This window comes from Nocardia sp. NPDC050717 (genome assembly GCF_040654275.1).
Classification (GTDB): Bacteria; Actinomycetota; Actinomycetes; order Mycobacteriales; family Mycobacteriaceae; genus Nocardia.
Genome location: NZ_JBFAHR010000012.1, coordinates 201,406 through 222,547, shown reverse-complemented (window position 1 = coordinate 222,547; position 21,142 = coordinate 201,406). Strand labels below are relative to the sequence as shown.

General features: G+C 71.9%; 22 protein-coding genes. 9 read left to right on the top strand and 13 right to left on the bottom strand.

Annotated features, from left to right (window positions below):
• Positions 1–20: 20 nt before the first annotated feature.
• The gene (locus AB0H56_RS23575; protein ID WP_357167109.1) at positions 21–1,688 is read left to right on the top strand and encodes an AMP-binding protein; all 1,668 of its coding nucleotides are present in this window, start codon (positions 21–23) and stop codon (positions 1,686–1,688) included.
• A gap of 10 nt (positions 1,689–1,698) precedes the next feature.
• Here AB0H56_RS23575 and AB0H56_RS23570 read toward each other — a convergent pair whose 3' ends face one another.
• Positions 1,699–2,343 (bottom strand): TetR/AcrR family transcriptional regulator, encoded by a 645-nt coding sequence (locus AB0H56_RS23570; protein WP_357167106.1) that lies wholly within the window; start codon positions 2,341–2,343, stop codon positions 1,699–1,701.
• Positions 2,344–2,508: 165 nt separating this feature from the next.
• Positions 2,509–3,120, bottom strand: a complete 612-nt coding sequence (locus AB0H56_RS23565; RefSeq protein WP_357167103.1) for a TetR/AcrR family transcriptional regulator — start codon at positions 3,118–3,120, stop codon at positions 2,509–2,511.
• 68 nt (positions 3,121–3,188) lie between these two features.
• Between AB0H56_RS23565 and AB0H56_RS23560 the strand changes: the two genes are divergently transcribed.
• The 8 genes from AB0H56_RS23560 to AB0H56_RS23525 are packed head-to-tail and all read left to right on the top strand — an operon-like array spanning position 3,189 to position 10,116.
• Positions 3,189–4,070 (top strand): metal-dependent hydrolase, encoded by an 882-nt coding sequence (locus AB0H56_RS23560; protein ID WP_357167100.1) that lies wholly within the window; start codon positions 3,189–3,191, stop codon positions 4,068–4,070.
• Between the two features lie 20 nt (positions 4,071–4,090).
• Positions 4,091–5,089, top strand: coding sequence for a PDR/VanB family oxidoreductase (locus AB0H56_RS23555; RefSeq protein WP_357167151.1), 999 nt, complete (start codon positions 4,091–4,093; stop codon positions 5,087–5,089).
• A gap of 21 nt (positions 5,090–5,110) precedes the next feature.
• Positions 5,111–5,236 (top strand): hypothetical protein, encoded by a 126-nt coding sequence (locus tag AB0H56_RS23550; protein ID WP_357167097.1) that lies wholly within the window; start codon positions 5,111–5,113, stop codon positions 5,234–5,236.
• 3 nt (positions 5,237–5,239) lie between these two features.
• Positions 5,240–6,697, top strand: a complete 1,458-nt coding sequence (locus tag AB0H56_RS23545) for an NAD(P)/FAD-dependent oxidoreductase (protein WP_357167094.1) — start codon at positions 5,240–5,242, stop codon at positions 6,695–6,697.
• The gene (locus tag AB0H56_RS23540) at positions 6,694–7,569 is read left to right on the top strand and encodes a short-chain dehydrogenase/reductase (RefSeq protein ID WP_357167091.1); all 876 of its coding nucleotides are present in this window, start codon (positions 6,694–6,696) and stop codon (positions 7,567–7,569) included. Before AB0H56_RS23545 ends, AB0H56_RS23540 begins: the two co-directional genes overlap by 4 nt.
• Positions 7,566–7,757, top strand: coding sequence for a hypothetical protein (locus tag AB0H56_RS23535; RefSeq protein ID WP_357167088.1), 192 nt, complete (start codon positions 7,566–7,568; stop codon positions 7,755–7,757). Before AB0H56_RS23540 ends, AB0H56_RS23535 begins: the two co-directional genes overlap by 4 nt.
• On the top strand, positions 7,754–9,541 hold the full coding sequence (fadD11, locus tag AB0H56_RS23530; RefSeq protein WP_357167085.1) for a fatty acid--CoA ligase FadD11: 1,788 nt from the start codon (positions 7,754–7,756) through the stop codon (positions 9,539–9,541). Before AB0H56_RS23535 ends, fadD11 begins: the two co-directional genes overlap by 4 nt.
• A gap of 32 nt (positions 9,542–9,573) precedes the next feature.
• Positions 9,574–10,116: a hypothetical protein gene (locus AB0H56_RS23525; protein WP_357167082.1), complete on the top strand. Its 543-nt coding sequence runs from the start codon at positions 9,574–9,576 to the stop codon at positions 10,114–10,116.
• 44 nt (positions 10,117–10,160) lie between these two features.
• On the opposite strand, the gene AB0H56_RS23520 is transcribed toward AB0H56_RS23525, so the two are convergent.
• Genes AB0H56_RS23520 through AB0H56_RS23470 form a run of 11 tightly spaced genes read right to left on the bottom strand, consistent with a single transcriptional unit; the run spans position 10,161 to position 21,117 of the window.
• Positions 10,161–10,760, bottom strand: coding sequence for a GNAT family N-acetyltransferase (locus AB0H56_RS23520; protein WP_357167079.1), 600 nt, complete (start codon positions 10,758–10,760; stop codon positions 10,161–10,163).
• Positions 10,757–11,734, bottom strand: coding sequence for an ABC transporter substrate-binding protein (locus AB0H56_RS23515; RefSeq protein ID WP_357167076.1), 978 nt, complete (start codon positions 11,732–11,734; stop codon positions 10,757–10,759). Before AB0H56_RS23515 ends, AB0H56_RS23520 begins: the two co-directional genes overlap by 4 nt.
• Positions 11,735–11,760: 26 nt before the next feature.
• The gene (locus AB0H56_RS23510; RefSeq protein ID WP_357167073.1) at positions 11,761–12,849 is read right to left on the bottom strand and encodes an iron ABC transporter permease; all 1,089 of its coding nucleotides are present in this window, start codon (positions 12,847–12,849) and stop codon (positions 11,761–11,763) included.
• Positions 12,846–13,721 carry an ABC transporter ATP-binding protein gene (locus tag AB0H56_RS23505; protein WP_357167070.1) on the bottom strand — a complete coding sequence of 292 codons (876 nt, stop codon included), beginning with the start codon at positions 13,719–13,721 and terminating at the stop codon, positions 12,846–12,848. The genes AB0H56_RS23510 and AB0H56_RS23505 overlap by 4 nt, the downstream gene beginning before the upstream one ends.
• Positions 13,718–14,773: a hypothetical protein gene (locus AB0H56_RS23500; RefSeq protein ID WP_357167066.1), complete on the bottom strand. Its 1,056-nt coding sequence runs from the start codon at positions 14,771–14,773 to the stop codon at positions 13,718–13,720. The genes AB0H56_RS23505 and AB0H56_RS23500 overlap by 4 nt, the downstream gene beginning before the upstream one ends.
• Positions 14,770–15,576 (bottom strand): class I SAM-dependent methyltransferase, encoded by an 807-nt coding sequence (locus AB0H56_RS23495; protein ID WP_357167063.1) that lies wholly within the window; start codon positions 15,574–15,576, stop codon positions 14,770–14,772. Before AB0H56_RS23495 ends, AB0H56_RS23500 begins: the two co-directional genes overlap by 4 nt.
• A gap of 10 nt (positions 15,577–15,586) precedes the next feature.
• Positions 15,587–16,903 (bottom strand): MFS transporter, encoded by a 1,317-nt coding sequence (locus AB0H56_RS23490; protein ID WP_357167060.1) that lies wholly within the window; start codon positions 16,901–16,903, stop codon positions 15,587–15,589.
• Positions 16,900–17,937, bottom strand: a complete 1,038-nt coding sequence (locus AB0H56_RS23485) for an enolase C-terminal domain-like protein (RefSeq protein WP_357167057.1) — start codon at positions 17,935–17,937, stop codon at positions 16,900–16,902. Before AB0H56_RS23485 ends, AB0H56_RS23490 begins: the two co-directional genes overlap by 4 nt.
• Positions 17,934–19,031, bottom strand: a complete 1,098-nt coding sequence (locus tag AB0H56_RS23480) for a PLP-dependent cysteine synthase family protein (RefSeq protein WP_357167054.1) — start codon at positions 19,029–19,031, stop codon at positions 17,934–17,936. Before AB0H56_RS23480 ends, AB0H56_RS23485 begins: the two co-directional genes overlap by 4 nt.
• Positions 19,028–19,855 (bottom strand): hypothetical protein, encoded by an 828-nt coding sequence (locus tag AB0H56_RS23475; RefSeq protein WP_357167051.1) that lies wholly within the window; start codon positions 19,853–19,855, stop codon positions 19,028–19,030. Before AB0H56_RS23475 ends, AB0H56_RS23480 begins: the two co-directional genes overlap by 4 nt.
• Positions 19,852–21,117: an ATP-grasp domain-containing protein gene (locus tag AB0H56_RS23470; protein ID WP_357167048.1), complete on the bottom strand. Its 1,266-nt coding sequence runs from the start codon at positions 21,115–21,117 to the stop codon at positions 19,852–19,854. The genes AB0H56_RS23475 and AB0H56_RS23470 overlap by 4 nt, the downstream gene beginning before the upstream one ends.
• Positions 21,118–21,142: the final 25 nt, after the last annotated feature.

Here is a 21,142-nt window from a genome sequence, read left to right as displayed (position 1 = left end):
GGAGGAGGAACACAGCGGAGATGACGGAACGGATCGACGACGCGCCCCGGGCGGACATCGCGACCATGCTGCTCGACCGGGTCGGTGACCAGCGGATCGGCCTGCGCACGCGGGAGGCGCGCTGGACCTGGGACGAGGTGGTCGCCGAGTCGGCGGCGCGGGCGCAGCTCGCCCACGCGCTGCGCCGCGACGGCCCCTTCCACGTCGGCGTGCTGCTGGACAACGTCCCCGACTTCGTGTTCTGGCTGGGCGCGGCGGCGCTGGCGGGCGCCGCCGTGGCCGGACTCAATCCGACCAGGGGCGACGCGCAACTCGCCGCCGACATCCGCTACGTCGACTGTCAGCTGATCGTCACCGACGCCGCTGGGATGGCACGCCTGCGGACCCTCGATCTCGGCCTCGCCGAAGACCGGTTCCTGCTGGTCGACGATCCCGGCTACGCCGCGAGGGTCGAGGCCCACCGCGCGCCGCCCACCGCGGTGGGTGGACCCGCGGACCTGTTGCTGCTGCTGTTCACCTCGGGCACCACCGGTACGTCGAAGGCGGTGCGGTGCAGTCAGCGCCGGCTCACGGTGGTCGCGCACAAGGCGGTGGCGAAGTTCGGGCATGTCCGCGACGACGTGGACTACTGCTGCATGCCGCTGTTCCACGGCAACGCCATCATGGCCCTGTGGGCGCCCGCGCTCGCGGTCGGCGCCACGGTCTGCCTGACCCCGAAGTTCTCCGCCTCACGCTTCCTGCCCGATGTGCGGTATTTCGGCGCCACGTTCTTCACCTATGTCGGCAAGGCCCTGGGCTACCTGCTCGCCGTGCCGGAAACCCCGGACGACGCGGACAACCAGCTCCGCCGCGGCTTCGGCACCGAGGCGTCGGTGGCCGATCAGCACGAGTTCCGCCGCCGCTTCGGCGCCGAGCTGTTCGAGGGTTACGGTTCGAGCGAGGGCCCGAACCTCGCCGTCCCCGATCCCGCAGCGCCGGCGACCGCGCTCGGCCGCCCCGCGCATCCCGGTGTGGCGGTGGTCGACCCGGACACCCTCGCCGAGTGCGCGCGGGCCGAGCTCGACGAGCACGGCCGGGTCCGCAATCCCGACGCGGCCATCGGCGAGATGGTCGACAAGAACGGGGCCCTCGCCTTCGAGGGCTACTACAAGAACGAGGACGCCGACGCCGACCGGGTCCGGCACGGCTGGTACTGGACCGGCGATCTGGGTTACCTCGACACCGACGGCTTCCTGTATTTCGCCGGGCGCCACGGCGATTGGATCCGGGTCGACGGGGAGAACACCTCGGCGCTGATGATCGAGCACGTGCTGCGCAGACACCCGGCCGTCATCGCCGCGGCGGTCTTCGCCGTCCCGGACCCGCGCTCGGGCGACCAGGTGATGGCCGCGATCGAGGTCGCCGACCCGGCCGGCTTCGACATCCCCGAATTCACCGAATTCCTCGGTACCCAAGCCGATCTCGGCAGCAAGGGCACGCCCCGGCTGCTGCGGGTCTCGGCCGAGCTCCCCGTCACCGGATCGAACAAGGTCCTCAAACGGGCACTGCGGGAACAGGCGTGGTGCACCGACGAGCCCGTCCACCGCTGGGTGGGGCGAGGCCGGCCGGAATACCACCGGATGACCGAGGCCGACAAGCAGGCGCTGGCCGCGGAATTCGCGACGCACGGCAGACAGCGCCTACTGTAGGCGGCACCCGTCAGGAAGGGGATTTGCGCTCGACGCCGGACAACCCGCTCCAGCACAGGGCCGCCGCGACGTCGACGGCCTCCTGCTTGGGAATCGGCCTGCCCGCGTCGAGCCAGTGGCGCGCCGCCAGGCGACTGATGCCCACCATGCTCCAGGCGTACATCCGCGCCGACGCCTCGGCGACGCCCGCGTCGCGGAATTCGGCGGCGACCGTCTCGGCGCAGGCGCTCAGCGCGCAGCGCACGCGCCATTCGATGCTGGGTTCACTCGGCACCGACGATTCGAAGACCAGGACGTGCCCGCCCGGGTCGTCGTCGACGAAGTCGAAATACACCGCCACCGCGGCCCGCGCCTTGGACCTCGGGGTGCCGCCCGCGACGACCGCCGCGCGGACATCGGCGACCATGCGATCCAGATACTGTTGCAGCACAGCCAGATACAGGTCCAGCTTGGTGGCGAAGTGGTCGTAGAGCACGGGCTTGCTGATCCCGGCGTGCGCGCTGATCTCCGCCATCCGAGCACCGTGGAAGCCGCTGACGACGAAGACGTCGCGGGCGGCGGCCACGACCGCACGCCGGCGATGCGCGCGCCTGCCGTCACCGCGCACGCCCCGGGCCGACGGCCGGATCGCCGCGTGGACGGATGACTCGCTCATGTTTCCTCGATGGTCGGACCGGTGCAGCACTTCGGCGACCCTTGCCGCACGAAGCCGGAGGGAGTCCGATAGTTGGACACCCAAGCGAACATTACGATCGCAACACTATTGGCGGCTTGTCAACACCTGCGGACAGTGCGGTCCGACACGCGGCGCAGGGAACAACTAGCGCGTGAGAATCGGGACGACGTAGGCCCTGGCGAACGCGGCCAGCGCCGCGGGCGAGCTCGTGTCGATGCCGCCGACCGGCTGCAGGATCAGCGAGTGCACCACCCGGCAGACCACCTCGACCCGGGCCGGGAGATCGGGAATGGCCGGAAACCGGTTGTCCTCCAGCACCTTTCCGAGGATCTCGGTGGATGCCGCGACCGACAGCAGGAAGAACGAACCGCCCTCGACGGTGAGCTGCGGCAGGATGCGGTCGGCTTCGAGCGTCAGCAGGCGCTCCACCAGCGGATGGGTGCGCCACCGGGTGATCACCGTGGTGAACACGTCGACGACGATGTCGTCGAACGCCTCGTGGCGCGCCGGGATCTCGCGCAGATCGTCGAGCAGCCCTCGCACCTCCCGTTCGAACGCCGCGCGCACCACGTCGTCGCGGGAGCCGATACGGCGGTAGACGGTCGCGCGGTCCACGTCGGCCGCCCTGGCGATGTCCTCGATCGTGGTCTTCCGCACCCCGACGCGCTCGAACTGGACGAGGGCGGCGTCGAGAATCCGTTCTTCGACGGAGTCGGCGGTGGGTGAATCTCCCGAGGTCGCGGCGGTGGAAAGCACGTGTCGACGGTAGCAGGCGATCCGAATGCAACATTGCGATACTTTTTGTTGCACTGTACGGTCACTGCATGGCTGATAACAGTGCAACGGCGCGCTCCTATCAGGAAGAGGCGCACGCGATCCACGCCCGGGATGTGCATTTCGACTTCTCGTCGGTGCCCCTGCACTACATCCCCGGGGAGGTGCTGGCCACGCACGTCACCAATGTGATGCACCTGGTCCTGCCCGAGGGCGAACGCGCGATGGCCGCCTGCCTGGCCGAGGCGCTCCCCCACATCGACGACGAGCGGCTGCGGGAGGAGGTCACCGGCTTCATCGGGCAGGAATCCATGCACGCAGGCAGTCATGAGGGTGCGCGCCGGCACCTGCAGTCGATCGGTCTCGACGTCGAGTCGTATGTGGCCGGGGTGGCCTGGCTGGTCGACCGGTTGCTAGGTGATCAGGGGCTGTCCGGTCGCGCCAAGGAGCAGTGGCTCAAGGAGCGCCTGGGGCTCTTCGCCGGGATGGAGCACTTCACGGCCGTGATCGGCGAGTGGCTGCTCGAGTCGGAAGTGCTCGCCGACCTCGGGATGGACCCGACGATGCTGGACCTGGTCCGCTGGCACGGCGCCGAGGAGGTCGAGCACCGCAGCGTGGTGTTCGACGCCTACATGCACGTCGACGGCGGGTACCTGCGCCGGGCGCGCACCGGGCTGCTGGCCGGCGGCACGCTGTTGCCGCTGTTCGTGATCTCGACGGCGTACCTGTACCGCAAGGATCCGAGCCCGGACAAGGGGCGGTCCTGGGCACGGCAGTTCGTGAGCGCGACGGTGCGCGGCGTGATCCCGAGCTTCACCACGTTCCTCACCGAGATGCCGCGCTACCTGCGGCCGGGTTTCCATCCCTCCCAGCTGGGTTCGATGGACAACGCGCTGCGCTACCTGGCGCACTCGCCGGCGGCGCGCGCGTGAGCGGGGTCGCGACGCCGGGCCTGCGCGCGCTCGGTGTGGCCGTCGACGTCTACAAGAAGGTGTTCACCCAGCCCGCGCTCTCGCCGCCGCATCCGGTGCGGCACAGCGGTTTCGACCTCGATGTCGTGGTGGAGTCGGTGCGTGCGGAGGCGGCAGACGTGGTCGGTGTGACGCTACGCCATCCCGGTGGGGCGCCCCTGCCCGCCTGGCGGCCCGGCGCACACCTCGATGTGTTCCTCGCCTCGGGGCGGCAGCGCCAGTACTCCCTGTGCGGCGATCCGCGCGAGCGCCACCGCTATCGCCTCGCGGTCCGCCGGATCGCCGACGGCGACGGCGGTTCCCTGGAGATGCACGCGCTGCGCGCCGGCGACCCGCTCCGTCTCCGTGGGCCGCGCAACGCCTTCCCCTTCGTCGAGGCCGCGCCGTCGTACCTGTTCGTCGCCGCGGGCATCGGGATCACCCCGCTGCTGCCGATGGCGTGGGCGGCCGGTGCACGCGGACGGCTGGTGTATCTGGGCCGGTCGCGCGCGACCATGCCGTTCCTGGCCGAGGTGCCGCCGGGCACCGACATCCGCCCCGACGACGAGTCCGGCACACCCGACCTCCCTGCGCTGCTCGCCACCGCCGCCCCCGGCGCCGCGGTCTACGTGTGCGGTCCGCCCCCGGTGCTCGAGGTGGCCCAGCGCACCCTGTTCACCCTGAATCCGACAGCCTCCCTGCACACCGAACTGTTCTCGGCCCGGCCCGTGATCGACGGCCGCGCGTTCGACGTCACCCTCACCCGCAGCGGGCGCACCGTCCGTGTCGGCAGTACCGAGACGGTGCTGGACGCGATCCGCCGCGTGCGGCCGGGGGTCGTCTACTCGTGCAGGCAGGGCTTCTGCGGAACCTGCAAGACCCGGGTCCTGGCCGGTGAGGTCGAGCACCGCGATCTGCTGCTGACCGCCGGCGAGCGCGCCGATCACCTGCTGACCTGCGTGTCGCGCTCGACCGGCGGCGCGCTCTCCCTGGACCTCTGACCGCGAAAGGCCCGGTCCCCCATGACATCTGCACTGCCCGACCGATCCACGCGGCGGCGATACCCCGCGCCGCTCACCCGCACGACATTCACCCGTGGCACCGTCGTCGACCGCCTCATCGCGGTGCCGCTCGGAAGGATCGGCTGACCGATGCCCACCGAACACACCCACATCGCCGTGCTCGGCGCCGGATTCGGCGGGATCGGGCTCACGATCAAACTGCGCGAAGCCGGGTTCGACGACATCGTCGTCCTGGAACGGGCCGACGACCTGGGCGGCACCTGGCAGGCCAACACCTATCCCGGCTGCGCCTGCGATGTCCCCTCCCAGCTCTACAGCTACTCCTTCGCCCCGAACCCGTCGTGGTCACGGACCTACGGCAAGCAGCCCGAGATTCTCGAGTACCTGCGCACGGTCGCCGCACGCCACGACGTCCTGCGCCATCTGCGCCTGCGCACCGAACTCCTCGACGCCCGCTGGGACGAGGACGCCGCGGTGTGGCGGATCGAGACCTCGCGCGGCGAACTCACCGCCGACTACTTCGTCTCCGCGGCGGGCATCTTCGCGGAGGCGAAATACCCCGTGCTGCCCGGCCTGGACACTTTCCGGGGCAGAACGTTCCATTCCCTGCACTGGGATCACGACCACGATCTCACCGGCGAACGCGTCGCGGTGATCGGCACCGGCGCCTCCGCGGTCCAGTTCATTCCCGAGATCCAGCCGAAAGTCGAGGCGCTGACCGTGTTCCAGCGTTCGGCCCCGTGGATCGTCCCGCGGCTGGACCGCCCGACGCTCGGCCTGGAACGGCGGCTGCTGCGGCATCTGCCGTTGGCACAGAAGGCCGTTCGCGGCACCTGGTACTCGCTGATCGAGGGGTTCGGGCTCGTCGGCTTCGTCGACAACCGGTTCCGCCACCCCTACGAGCTGCTGGGCAGGATCCAGCTGCGCCGCCAGATCCGCGATCCGCGCCTGCGCGCCACGCTGACACCGGACTACATGATCGGCTGCAAGCGCGCGATCTTCTCCGACGCCTACCTGCCCGCCCTGGACAAGGACAATGTCGAGGTCGTGACCGACGGCATCGCCGAGGTGCGACCGTACTCGATCATCACCCGCGGCGGCGCCGAGATCCCCGTCGACACCATCATCTTCGGCACCGGATTCACCACGATTCCCACCGCGTTCGACCGCATCGTCGGCCGCCACGGGCAGTCGATCGCGGACCTGTACGCCCGGCGCCCGCAGACCTATCTCGGCGCCGCCGTCGCCGGCTTCCCGAACTTCTTCTGCACCCTCGGGCCGTTCGGCGCGGCCGGGAACCAATCGGCGGTCTACATGATCGAATCCCAGATCGCCTACATCGTCGACGCGCTGACGACCCTGCGCGCGAGCGGACAGCGCCGGGTGGAGGTGCGGGAGACCGTGCAGGACGCGTTCGTCGACGAGATGCGCCGCCGCAGCGCCGACACCGTCTGGCTCACCGGCGGATGCGAGAGCTACTACACCACCGCCGAGGGCGGCAACGCCGGACTGTACCCGAGCTGGAGTTTCGAATACCGCCGCCGGACACGGCGTTTCGATATCGAGTCCTACGAGGTGTCGGCATGATGGGCCTGTCCGCGCTCGATCCCACCCGGTGGTTCGGACCGACCTTCGAGCTGGCGGGCAAAGCGGTCCTGGTCACCGGGGCGGGCCAGGGTATCGGACGCGAACTCGCGACCGTTCTGCACGACCGTGGGGCCCTGGTGGCCGCGGTCGACATCGACGAGCGGGCCGCCGAGGCCACGGCGGCGGACCTGGGGCCGGCCGCGTACGCGTTCGCCGCCGACGTGGCCGATCGCGCCAGGATGCGCGCGGTGGTCGACGAGGCGACGGGCCTGTTCGGCCGCCTCGACGTGGTCGTCGCCAATGCCGGGGTGACGCCGGTGCCCGCCACCGTCCGCACGATGGACCCGGCGGACTTCGACCGGGTGCTGAGCGTCAATCTCACCGGCGCCTTCAACACCGTGCATCCCGCCCTCGACCACATCGTGCGGGCGCGGGGACACGTGGTGGTGGTCTCCTCGTGCGCGGCGTTCGCGCCGGGGATGGGCGGGTCGCCGTACATGATGAGCAAGGCCGCGGTCGAGCAGTTCGGCCGGGCGCTGCGCGTCGAGCTCGCGGCGAGCGGAGCCAGCGCGGGCGTGGCCTATTTCGGCATCGTCGACACCGCCATGACCCACGACATGCTCGACACCGACGACCTCGGCCGCGAGCTCGACGGCCTGCTGCCGTGGCCGCTCAACGTGCGCATCAGCGCCGCCACCGCGGCGCGCATCATCGCCGACGGCATCGCCCGGCGGGCACCACGCACCATCGCCCCGAGCGGATGGGAGCCGTACGCGCTACTGCGCGGCGCGGTCAACGTGGTCCTCGACCGCAAGCTCGCCGCCGACACGACCGTGCACGAGCTCCTGCGCGCGATCGAGCGCCGCGGGTGAGTGGCGAGCGCGGGTCGCTGCGGGCGGCTGGCGGCGCGCCCTGTGAGTTGCGGATCCGGCGGGATCAGATGCCCGCCTTCCAGACCATGCCCTCGCTCGTCCCCGAGACCAGGGCGTCCTACCGGGCTGCCGCGGCTTTCGTCGCCGCCCACCTCCCCCTCGCGAACCAGAAAGCCATCGCCTCATGAGCACTCCCGTCGACACCCTGCCCGCCGCGTTCCAGCGCACCGCCGCGATCGATCCCGACGCCGTCGCGCTGCGCACTCCCGGCGACACCGTGACCCTCACCTGGCGCGAGTACGCCGACCAGGTGCGGGCGGTCGCCGCCGGGCTCGCCGGGCTCGGGGTGCGCCGCGGTGACACCGTCGCGCTGATGATGAGCAACCGCGTGGAGTTCTACCCGCTCGAGGTCGGCGCCCAGCACGTCGGCGCGACCTCGTTCTCGGTGTACAACACGCTGCCCCCAGAACAGCTCGCCCATGTGCTCGGCAACGCCGGTGCGCGCGTGGTGATCTGCGAACCGCGGTACGTGGCGGCACTCACCGCCGCCGATGTCGCCCTCGACCACATCGTCTGCGTGGACGACGCGCCCGACGGAACGCTGTCGGTCGAGCGGCTCCGCGCCGCCGCGCCCGCCGATTTCGATTTCGACGCCACCTGGCGGACGGTGCGCGCCGACGATGTGGCCACCCTCATCTACACCTCGGGGACCACCGGCGCGTCCAAGGGCGTGGAGACCACCCACGCCGCGCTGCTGTTCCAGGTTGCCGGGATCGCCGACGTGCTCGGCATCGAATTCGGCGACACCATCACCTCGTTCATGCCCACCGCGCACATCGCCGACCGGCTCACCGCGCTGTACGTGCAGGAGGTGCTGGGCACGCAGGTGACCAGCGTCGGCGATGCCAAGCAGATCGCCGCGGCGCTGGTCGACCTGCGGCCCACGGTGTGGGGCGCGGTGCCGCGGGTGTGGGAGAAGCTGAAGGCGGCCATCGAGTTCCGGGTCGCCGGCGAACCCGACGCCACCCGGCGCCAGGCCATGGAATGGGCGCTGTCGGTGGCCGCCGCGCGCAGCCGCCACCAGCTGGCAGGCGAACCGGTTCCGGCCGAGCTCGCCGCCGAGTGGGCGCGCGCCGACGAGTTGGTCCTGAACACGCTGCGTGCCGCGCTCGGGCTGGACCGCGTGCGCTGGGCGCTGTCGGGCGCCGCCCCGATTCCGCCGCAGACGCTGGGCTTCTTCGCCGGCCTCGGTATCCCGATCGCCGAGATCTGGGGCATGTCGGAACTGGCCTGCATCTGCAGCGTCAGTCATCCCCGCGAGGCCAAGCTCGGGTCGGTGGGCAAGCTGCTGCCCGGGATGCTGGCTCGCCGCGGCGCGGACGGCGAACTGCACGTGCGCGGGCCGCTGGTGATGAAGGGCTACCGCGGTCTACCCGAGCAGACCGCCGAGGCGATCGACGCCGACGGCTGGTTGCGCACCGGCGACATCGTCGAGATCGACGACGAGGGCTATCTCACCGTCGTCGACCGCAAGAAGGAGATGATCATCAACGCCTCGGGCAAGAACATGTCGCCCACCAATATCGAGAACGCGGTCAAGGCGGCGACGCCGCTCATCGGCGCGATGGCGGTGATCGGCGACGGCAGGCCCTACAACACCGCGCTGATCGTCCTCGACGCCGAATCGGTCGAACCGTATGCCCGCACGCACGGACTCACCGACGCCTCCCCGGCCGCCCTCGCCGTCGACCCGATCGTGCTCGCGGCCATCGAAGCGGGTGTGGCCCAGGGCAATACCGCGCTGTCGCGGGTGGAGCAGATCAAACGGTTCCGCGTGCTGCCGACGTTCTGGGAAGCGGGCGGCGACGAGGTCACCCTCACCCTCAAGCTCAAGCGCAAGGTCGTCGCCGAGAAGTACGCCGCCGAGATCGAGGAGCTCTACGCGAACGACACCCAGCCGAGTCCCGTCTGAGTCGCGGTCCGGCGCCGCGGGCATGATGGGGTATGGATTCCGGTCGGACCTTCACCTTCGAGGAGATGGTCGAGAACACCAATGCCCTCGAGTCCTCGGCCGAGGCACAGCGGATCCGGGCGGAGATCCGTCTGCTCCGGCTGGTGGCGCATTCTCCGGACGAGAGCGTCGAACGCAGGGTCGCGGCGGCGACCAGAGCCGGGGTCTTGCAGACGACCCTCGCGCGGCTGTCCGTCGGCACCCTGGGCTCCCGCGCCCAGGGTGCCGCTCAGCGCGCGTACGAGGACTTCGACTACGGCAGAGTGCTGGCGGCGACCGAACTCGGTGCGGCCCATCCCCTCCTGCTCCGCCTGGTCGGGCAGTTCGTCCCGCTGCTGCGCGAGATGGACCGCTACCGGACACTCGGGCTCATGATGGCGAAGCTCACCGCGCTCCGGGCGACCGAGGCCTTCGACGAGCTCGAGCCCCGCTACCGCGCCGCCGCCACCGTGGAGTGGCGAGCCCTCACCGACACCATCGAATCCTGGGCCGCTGTCTCCGAGGCGGCCCCGGCCCCTCCGAGCCCCGACCGCTGACATCGGACGCGGCCGGGGCTCCCGATCGGCGGAGGGAGTCCTCGCTAGCGGGCCGTGCCGTCGGACACCGGAGCGGGGTCGGTGACGGGCGTGGGCGGCTCCGTGCGGCGCAGCGGGATCTCGAGGTGAACGGTCTGGAACCCCTCGTGCGGGCCGCGGGCGTCGTGCACGATGTGCCCGAAGGTCAGCCAGAAGTCCAGGGCGCCCGAAGTTCTCGCGTCGGTGTGCAGGTAGAGGTGGTCGAATGCGGGAGTCGCGCGGACGTGCGCGATCGCCGCCCGCACCAGCCGGCTGGCCAGGCCGCGGCGGTGATGCTCGGGGCGGACGTAGACCCGGAACAGCTGGGCGGTGGTGGCGTCCGGGTAGCGCGCGGCCAGGGCGGCGGGGTGTGGCGGATGCGCGGGCCCCTGCGCGCGGATCGCCGTGGTGGCGACGATCGCCCCCTCGTGTTCGGCCACCCAGAGCCGATTGCGGGGGTGCCGCAGATAGGCGGTGTCCGGGTCGATCACATCCTGGTGGTACTCGGGCAGGTAGCCGATGCCGAACACCCGGTAGAAGGTGTCGAGCATGACGCTGCGTGCGCCGGGCAGATCCGCCGGGCGCGCTTCGCGCACGACGTAGCCGGTGACGGCGGGCGCGCTCATCGCAGGGCGCCCAGCTCGCGATCCAGCACTTCCAAACCCTCGACCGCCACCGGTCCGGGACCCGTGTAACCGAAGGGCGCCACGATGATCCGGTCCGCGGCGATCGCCCGCAGGCCCGCGAGCTCGGGACGCTGCCGCAACGCGGCGCGGGCCGACTCGGGGGTCTGATCGCCCTGGGTGAGCAGGATGATCACCTCGGGATCGCGGGCGATCAGCGTTTCGGTGTTGGCCTCGAAACTGCGCTTGGCGATGTCGCCGTAGACGTTGTCCAGGCCGAGGATCTTCATCTGCGCGTCGACGGTGCTCTCGCCACCGTAGGCGTTGAGCTTGGCGCCGTCGCGGGAGATGATCAGCGCGGCCGCAGGTGTTTTCGTCGTGGTGGCCTTGTGACGGTCGGTCACCGCGGCGACCCGGTTCTGCAGCGCCGTCACCTCGGCGTCGGCCGCGGCCGCGGTGCCGAAGAGCTGTCCGTAGAGGGAGATGTCGGCGAACACGTCCTCGAAGGAGCCCGCGGCGTCGCGGCAGTAGCCGCGGGTGATCAGCAGCGGGATGCCGACCTGGGCCAGGTCGTCCGGGGTCACGGCGGCGCCTTCGAAGCTCACGACCAGGTCCGGGGCACGGTTGATGATCTCCTCGCGAGCGAGTTCGCCGGTGGGCGCGGTGATCTCGACACCGCGCAGATCCTCGGCGTATTCCCCGGGGAACGGCGCCGTCTCGAAGGTGCGGGCCACGACGCGATCGGCCGCGCCCGCCGCGGCGAGCATCGGCGCGCCGATGGATCCGACGGTGACGACCCGGCGCGGCGGCGCGGCGAAGGTGACGTCGCGGCCGCAGCTCGAGATCGTCAGGGGGAAGCCGTCCGCCGCCGGTGTGGTCGACGCGGCGGGTCCGCCGCAGCCGGTGAGGGTGGCGGCGGCGAGCACGGCGAGTGCGGGCGCGGCGACGCGGGTGAGCAGAGTGACACCGTTGGACACGGTATTCCTTTCGGGGAGTGCGATTCTCACGCAGGGGTAGCCGGCCGGAACCGGCGGATCAGCAGCAGGAGCAGGGGTGCGCCGACGGCGGCGGTGACGATGCCGATGGGCAGCTCGCGCGGCGCGAACACGGTGCGCGCGAACACGTCGGCGATCACGAGGAACAGCGCGCCGATCAGCGCGCTCACCACCAGCACCTGCCGGTGGGTGCCGCCGACGCAGAGCCGCGCGACGTGCGGCACGATCAGCCCGACGAAGCCGATCGCGCCCGCGACGGCGACCACCGCGCCCACGGCGAGGGCGACGACGACCAGCGCCGCCAGCCGCACACCGTTGGGGGCCACGCCCAGGGTGCGGGCGGTGTCGTCGCCGGCGGCGAGGGCGTCGAGCCGGGGCGCCATCAGCAGCAGCGCCGCCAGCGCGGCCGTCACGACGAGCACCGTGGTGCCGACCGAGGACCACGCGGCCGAGCCGAGTGAGCCGAGCAGCCAGAACAGCACGGTCCGCGCGCCTTCGGGCCGGTCGGAGGCGAAAATCAGGAAGCTGGTCGCCGCCGAGAAGATGTAGCCGATCGTCACCCCGCCCAGCAGCAGGCGCAGGGAGGTGAGCTGCCCGTTGATCCGGGAGATGACGAACAGCAGCGCCGTGGCGCACAGGGCACCGACGAACGCGCTCGCGGCCAGCGCGGTCGCGGTGGTCGCGGCGGTGACACCGAACAGCAGGTACACCGCGGCGCCCGTCGAGGCCCCCGAGGTGACACCGAGAATGTGCGGATCGGCGAGCACATTGCGCACGATCGTCTGCAGCACGGCCCCACTCAGTGCCAGCGCCGCGCCGACCAGCGCGCCGAGCAGGACGCGGGGCACCCGCACCAGCCACACGATGGAATCCTGCGCGGCACTCCAGTCCTGCGTGACCGGCTGACCGAGCGTGTGGTGGCCGATGATGCGGGCGACCGTCCCCGGCGGGACCGAGACCGGCCCGAGGCCGGCGGCGAGCAGGACCGCGATGCCCAGTGCCGCGCCGAGACCACCGACCCACAGCAGGGTCAGCCCGCGGTGGCGGGCGTGGTCGAGGTCGTCGGCGACCGGTTCGTCGAGCAGTGTCGTCGTCATCGAGACGTGGCCTTTCTCGCCGTGTCGGTCGAAGATGCTGTCGCGCACACCGATTCACCGCCTTCGGGCGGGCTGCCGGCGCGCTCGTTCCCTCTGTGCGGACCGGCGGGCGCATCGGTGGGACCGAACAGCAGTTGCGGGGCGCCGAAGGCGCTCGTCCGCCGTACGGCGATGCCGTAGACCGGTTCGAGCAGCTCGGGCGTCAGCACCTCGTCGACGGACCCGGCGGCCGCTACGCGCCCCCGGTCGAGCAGCACCAGCCGATCGCAGTAGCGCGCGGCCAGATTCAGGTCGTGCAGCACCACGATGGTGGTGGTGCCGGTGAGTTCCCTGACCAGTCCGAGCAATTCGTGCTGGTACCGGATGTCGAGATGGTTCGTCGGCTCGTCGAGCAGCAGATGGTCGGCGTGCTGGGCGAGCGCGCGGGCGATGAGGACGCGCTGGCGTTCCCCACCCGACAGCGTCGCGTAGCGGCGATCGGCCAGCGCCCTGGCGCCGACGTGGGTGAGCGCGGCCGCGGCGGCGATCCGGTCGGCGCGCGAATAGCCCTGGTAGGCGCCGACCCAGGGCGAACGGCCGAGCAGGACGGTCTCGGCGACGGTCACCGGCGTGTCGGGGGGCGCCTCCTGCGCGACCACCGCGAGCCGCGCGGCCAGCTCGCGCCCCCGCAAGGTCTCGACCGCGGTTCCGTCGACGGCGATGTCGCCCGACTCCGCGCGCAATGCCCGGTACATCAGGCGCAGCAGGGTGGACTTCCCGGATCCGTTGGGCCCGATCAGCCCGACGATCGCGCCCGTCTCGGCGTGAAAGCTGATGTCGTCCAGCGTGATCCGGCCGTCGTAGCCGAAGCGGATCTGTTCCACGGTGATCATCGCACCCACACCTCGGCCGGTTCGGGGTGAGCCGCCGGGCCCACGGATCGCGCGAGGCCAGCGCGGCCGGGCACGGTCTCGGCCCGGCCACCCGTGACTGCCCGGACGTGGTCGTGGGCGGGCGGGATCGCGTGATCATGGCCGGTGCTCCCGACCGTCGGCGGCTGCGCACCGTCGGGGGGCGAGGGCCGCCACGTGTGATGCACGCTCACCGAAGCCGCGAACTCGGCACAGATCCGCTGGGCGGCAACCATTTTGCGCCCATAGTCGGAATCGTTGTCGTCGATCAGGAACCCCGTCGTGGTGCCGCTGTGGGCGACCACGACACCGAGCGCACCCACCTCGCGCGCCGCCGCGATCGTGGCGTCCAGGTGCGGGCGCGCACGCAGGGCGGCGCTCAGCACGGCGCTGCGGGTCGCAACGGCCCCGATGCCCGCTGTGTCGCGCCGGGCGATCGCGGTCCCGAGGCGGGTCAGCAGGGCGCTGTACTCACGCTTGACGGCCGCGCTGAACGGCCGTGGGCGGCGATTGAATTCGACGGTGTCGACCGCACCGCCCTCGTCACCGACGACGACGGTGAGCGCGGGCAACTGGCCCAGCCGCGCGAGCAAGCGCACCTCGCGGTGGCAGTAGGCGACCGAGCCCGGATACATCACGCCGTCGGAGGGTTCGATGGCGCGCAGTCCGGTCTCGATCTCGGCCGTCGCGGCGGTCCGGTACTCGGCGTCGGCGATCGCGCGGGCGGTGGCGACGAGGTCGGCGGTGGAACTGGCCAGGCCCTTGCCCTCGGGCAGGTCGCTGAACAGCGTCAGCCGTCCGCCGCGCAGCACGGCGGAACGCTCGATCATGCCCGTCGCCAGGCGCAGCGCTTTCGTCTTGTGGGGCGGGTCGACGCGCACGCCGGGGCCGCCCGGTTCGAACAGCGCGACCGAGCCACCGCGGATCGGCAGCGTGACCAGGAAGTGCCGATCGGCCTCGGCGGTCACCCCCTGCAGCAGCTCGCCGCAGCTGCCGAAGGCGCTGCCGACGCCGATTCTGGTCTGCCCGGTCACCCGGTCACCCCGGCCCGGCGGGCGACGACGTGGAGCCGGTCACCGGTGAGCTGCTCGGAGAGCCGACCGTCACCCGGCCAGGCGGGATCGGTCAGCGGTCCCGGCTCGTCGAACAGCGCCAGCACGTCGAAACCGGCCAGGCTCAACAGGAATCGCAGCTCGCGCGGAAACAGCAGGCGCCAGGCCGTGTGCTGGACGACCGGGTCCTGGCAGCCGGGCCAGGACCATGCGCGCCGCCGGCGCAGCAACTGTCCTGGCAGGTCGACGCGCAGCGAGGTGCGTGAGGTGTAGGCGACGCCTTCCCACTCGACCTCGCGCACGAGTTCCTCGTCGAGCAAGTCGCGCCGTCCCCGGTCGGTCAGCAGGAAGGCGCCGTTGCGCATCTCGAAGACCGCGAGCCCGCCGGGCCGCAGACAGTCGTGGAAGCTGCGCAGCGCGGCGACGAGATCGGCGCTGTCGTGCAGGTGCAGCAGAGTGCTGCCGAGGCAGGTGAGCACATCGACCGGCTCCTCGGCGCGCACGGTGCGGGCGTCACCCACCGTGACCGTGAGGCCGGGGTGGCGCTGCCGCGCGTACTCGACCATCCGCGGCGAGATGTCGACCGCGCCGACCAGGTAGCCGAGGTCGGCCAGGCGGGCCGCGTCGCGGCCGGTGCCGCAGCCGACATCGAGCAGCCGGGTCGCCGGACCGGTCCCGAAGCGGGTCACCAGGTCGTGCACGAAGGGGGCGTTGCGTTCCCCGGAGTCGGGGAAGGTGCGTTCGTAGAGGGCGGGGTTGTCGGTGAGCAGGTTCTCGCTCAACACGACAGGTCCGTTATTCGCCATCGTCATCGGTGCCTTTCGCCGGGCGCGCTGTGGACGCCGGAACTGGTGGAGGAGAACTGATTTCGGGGCCGGGTAGCGCCGAGCGCCGGTGCAGCACCAGGACCGCTGCCGCCGAACCCACGCCCGCCGCCGCGCACAGCAGGGCGGGTGGCCAGGTCAGCGAGCCGCCCGCCCGGTCGAGCACCGCGCCGGTCACCGAGGTCGCGGTGACGGTGAACAGGCCGGAGGCGAGATAGAACGCCCCGAAGTAGGTGCCGGTCAGCCGAGCGCCCGCGAACCGGCCGATGGCCTCGTTGACGAACGGCTGCACCGCCGTCACCCCGATCGCCAGCAGGACCGCGGCGAGCAGGACCGGCGCGACGCGCAGCGCGGTGTCCGCCACACCGGTCCCGGTACCGCGTAGGAGCTGGGCGGCGGCGGGCGGGACGAGGAAGGCCGCGCCCATGATCGCCATCCCGCCCGCCATCGCGGGCCCGCGCTCGGTTCGGCGCATCAGCAACCCGGTGACCCGGACCTGCAGGGTCACCACCGCGACGGTCTCCACGACGAACAGCGCCGCCACCGCCGCCGGACCGTGCCCGGGCGCGGCGCTGTCCTGTGCCTGCAGGGTGAACAGGAAATAGATCTGGCTCTGCAGCGCGAACATCGGCATGAGGGCCGTCGCGAACGCCCAGAACCGCCGGTCGGTGAAGACGGTCGCGAAGTCGGCGCGCACTCCCCCGTCCGCGGGCGCGACCGCCTTCGCCGGGAGCAGCAGCCACTGCGTGACGGCCAGCGCGGCGAAGATCGCCGCGGCGACCACCGCCGTGAGCCGGAACCCCGCCGCGACGAGCACGGTGCCCACCACGGGCCCGATCGCCGACCCCGCGTTGCCGAACACGTTGAACAACGCGAACGCCTCCGCGGACCGCTCGCCGCTGTCGCGGGCGATGTAGGCCCGCACCGCCGGGTTGAACAGCGCGCCGGCGAACCCGGTGAGCACCGAGGCGAGCAGCACCACGGGCAGCGAGCCGCCGACCGCGAAGAGCCCGAATCCGACCGCCCTGATCGCGATACCGACGACGATCACGCCGCGCGCGCCCAGCCGATCCGACGCCGACCCGCCGATCAGGAACAGCCCCTGCTGGCTGAGATTGCGCACGCCGAGGACCACGCCGACGACCGCCGCCGACAGGGCCAGATCGTCGAGCAGATAGTCGGCCAGGAAGGGCACCAGCAGGTAGAAGCCGATATTGCCGACGAGCTGGTTGGTCAGCAGCAGCCGCACCGACAGGGGCAGCGTGCGAAAGGTCCGCACCGTGTTCACCCGCGCACCTCGACGCCGAGCCCCGGAGCCGCCGGTCGGCGCAGCACTCCGTCGTGGCCGCCGAGCCCGGTCCACGGGTCCTCGGCCAGCAGCAGATGCCCGTCCAGATCGATCCAGCGGGCCGCGCCGATCAGCTGGACGGCGGGGGCGATGCCGAGCGAGCTGCTGGCCTGACAGCCCAGCATCACGTGTTTGCCGTGCCGCGCGGCCCAGCCGATCATCGCGCGGGCGGCGTCGAGGCCGCCGCATTCGGCGAGTTTGATGTTGATGCCCGCGATCTCGGGCGGCAGCAGGCGCAGGTCCTCGATCGTGCCCGCGTCCTCGTCGGCCACGACCGGCATCGGCACCGCGCGCGCCACCCGGCCCAGTGCCCGGTGGTCACCGGCCGCGACCGGCTGTTCCACCGCGGCGATGCCCAGGCTTGCCATCGCCGTGAGCACGTCGATCGCGACCTCGGCGGTCCACCCGCCGTTCGGGTCGAGCAGCAGTTCGGCGCCGGGCGCGGCGTCGCGGATCGCTCGGACGCGGGCGATGTCGGCCGCCGGATCCCCGGCCCCGGCCTTGACCTTCACCACACCGAACCCCTCGGCGCACAGTCGTTTCGCGGTCTCGGCCGCCTCCGCCGTCGGCATGATGCCGATCGTGTACGCGGTCGGCGCCGAATCCCGGTGCGGCAGCCCGAGAAACGCGGCGACCGTGCTGCCCGCGCGGCGGGCGAGCAGGTCGTGGACCGCGCTGTCGACCGCTGCGACCACAGCGAGCGCGTCCGCGAACTCCGCCCGCAGCCGGGGCAGCCGCGCCCGCAGGGCCGCCGGATCGGCGTCCTCGGTGATCGCCGCGGCGAGGGCGCTCAGGGTGGCATCGATCCGCGCGGTGTCGAGGCTGGCCCGTGGACTGGTGACCACCTCGCCGTACCCGGCGTGGCCGTCGTCGGTCAGGCACACCCACACCGCGTCGCGGCCGGTCATCGCCGCCCGCGAGATGCGCAGGGGCACAGCCAGTTCCAGCCGTGTCATGGTCCAGGTGAGGTTCACGCCGTGACCTCCTCGGCGGAGTCGGGCACGGCGAACGAACCCGTCGCGGGCTGTCGCGCCGACGACGCCCGCGCCGCGGGGTCCCGCACGATCGCGCAGCGGGCCCAGCCGTGTGCCTCCTCCTCGGGGGTGGTCAGCACAGTGGGGGTCGTCGCGACTCCGGCCTCCAGGCCGTGCGCACGACACCAGTCGTCGTCGTAGATGGTGCGCAGGTAGCGGCGCGGACCGTCGGGGAACACGGTGAGCACCCGCGCGCCCGGCTCCCGCTCGGCCACCCAGCCGGCCACCAGTGCCGCCGCGCCGGTGCTCCAGCCGCCCGCGAGGCCGGTGGTCGCCGCCAGCCGACGGCACGACGCGACGGTCTCGGCCGCGCCGACCCAGTGCACCTCGTCGAAATCGGCGTAGGCGACATTGCGGGGCAGGATGCTGCTGCCGAGCCCGCGCATGAGCCTGCGCCGGTCGGGCTGCCCGAAGATGCGGGAGCCCACCGCGTCCACGCCGATCACCCGCAGCCGGGGCCAGCGCTCCCGCAGCACCCGGCTGAGCCCGGCGCAGTGCCCGCCCGAACCGATCGCGGCGACCAGCACATCCACGGCATCGACCTGGCCGAGGATCTCCTCGCCCATCGCCCGGTAGCCGGCAGCGTTGTCGGGATTGTCGTATTGATCGGGCCAGTACGCGCCCGGCTCGGCCGCCACCAGTTCGGCGAGCCGATCCAGCCGGGCCTGCTGCCACCCGCCGGTCGGATGCGGCGCGGTGACGACCTCGAGCCCGATGCCGTACGCCGAGAACAGGGCGCGCAGATCGGGCTCGAGCTCGTCGTCGACCACGAGCCGCACCGGGTGCCCGAGCGCCTTGCCCGCCAGCGCCAGCCCCAGACCCAGGGTGCCGCTGGTGGATTCGATCACGGTCGCGCCCGGCGCGAGGTCGCCGCGGGCCGCGGCCGCGCGCAGCATCGAGACCGCCGCCCTCGCCTTCATGCCCGCGACGCTCGCCGACTCCAGTTTGGCCGTGTACCAGTTGTTTCCCGCCGCGACGCGGGTGACGGGAGTGTTGCCGATCAGCCGCAGCAGGGCGGGCTGGGCCGCGATCACGAGCGCCCCCGATAGGTGAACACCGTGCTCGGCCCGCCGTCGAGGGAGAAGAACGGATACGGCTCGGCCGACACCGCGTGCACCCCGGCGTCGAGGAACCACGGCAGCACGGCGCTGCCGGTCTGGGCGAACAGCACCAGCGGCACATCCCGGCGAGCCGCGATCCCGCGCAGCTCGTCGAAGCCGCCGTTACCCAGCGCCATGCCGGTGGCCAGGATCGCGTCGTATTCGGACGGCGCGGCGGCCACGGACTCGAACACCGGCTCGCCCCACTCGGTGACCCCACCCGCGAGATCGCAGGGCAGGTAACCGATCTCGCGTGCGCGGAGCTCCGCGAGCAAGGACCCGACCACGCCGACCACGAGGACCCGGCCGACCCCGGCGGGCAGCAGGTCGACGACGGTGGCGGCACGGCGACGCGACTTCGCCAGTGAGGTCGGCCCGTCGATCACGACCGGCTCCCCCGGCCGCCCGCCTGCGCGCGGATGCGGTTCGACATGCATCAGGTAGGCGTCCAGCGCCGCGACGCGGACCGCGGGCGCGGGGTGGTCGAGCAGTTCGGCGATCGTCGCGGCGACGCAGTCGTCGACGAGATCGCCGGTCGCGGTGCCGGGCTCGAGCGCGCAGGAACCGACGGCGGCGCCGAGCCGGATGCTGAGAATCTCGTTGCGGTAGGACCTGTTCCGGCCCGGATGGCGGGTGCCGTAGGTGGTGAGGAACGCGGTCGACGCGCGCACGCTCGCCGGGTCGACACCGAGCCTGCCCGCGCGGGCCCACGCGACGAGGTCACCGACCGAGGCCGGCCGCACCGTGGCGTCGATCACGCGCGATCACCGGCCGCGACGAGCTCGACCCGCAGATCGTCGATCAATCCCTGTGCGAGATCCCCTGCGGTGCCCGGTGTTTCGTCGACGACCATCACGTGCCCGAGGTAGGTGTTGTTGTCGGTGGCCCGCCGCACCTCGGCGCCGGGTCGCGCCAGTTTCTGCTCGACGATCCTGCCGTCGCCCGCCCAGTCGTCCGCGCCGTCGAGCCTGGCCAGCACGCCCGACTCGGCCGGGACGGCGAAAGCGATGGCGGCGCTGCCGATTCCGGTCGGTCGCGGCGTCAGATCGGGGGTCGCGCCCGCTGCGACCTGGGCGTGCACCGCCGCCAGGTCGATCCCGGTGACGCGGCGCACCAGCTCGGTGATCCGATTGCCCGCAGGCCGGGGGTTCACCTCGATCAGGCGAGGCCCGTCGGCGCCCAGCCTGATCTCGGTGTGCGCGACGGTGGCGTCGAGTTCCAGCGCCTCGACGGCCGCGACGGCGAGTGCGGCGATCGCCGCCGAGTCATCCGGGCCGAGCGCCGCCGGGAACATGTGGCCCGCCTCGATGAACGCGGGCGCGCCGGTGATCCGCTTGTCGGTGATGCCGAGCACGGTGGTCCGCCCGCCCGCGGTCACCGTCTCCACACTGAATTCCGGCCCGTCCACACACTCTTCGAGCAGGATCTGCGGCGCGCGTCGCTGGCCACGCGCGTTCACCGGGAAGTCCGCGATCCGGTCGACCGCGACCCGCAGCTGTGCCTCGTCGTCCACGCGGGACACGAACATCCCGCCACACAGGTCGACCGGCTTCACCACCATCGGATAGCCGAGCGCGGTCGCGGCATCGGCGATCTCCGCCCACCGCGTCGCCACCGCGAAAGCCGGACCCGCCACCCCGGCGGCCGCGCAGATCTCCCTGGTCCGGTGCTTGCTGCACGCCGCGGCGACGGCCGCGCGGCCGGGGCCGGGCAGGCCCAGCTCGGCGGCGATCGCGGCCACCGTCGGCAGGTAGTAGTCACACGAGGTGAGCACGCCGTCGAAGCCGAACAGCGCGTGCAGTTTTCGCACGTAGGGCAGCAGCTCCGCCTCGTCGTTGGTGTCGGCCGTGAACACGTTGGCCGCGCCGAGCAGCGGGTGGGGTGTGGGGCTGTCCGGCCGCAGGTAGTGCCCGAGCCTCCTGGTCAGAAAGCTGAATTCGTGACCGCTGTCCTTGATTCCCGCCGGGAGCAGGGTGCTCATCGAGCCGACCCAGCTCTCCACCATCAGCAGATGTCCCACAAAGCCTCCAAGCCTCGAGCAGGCG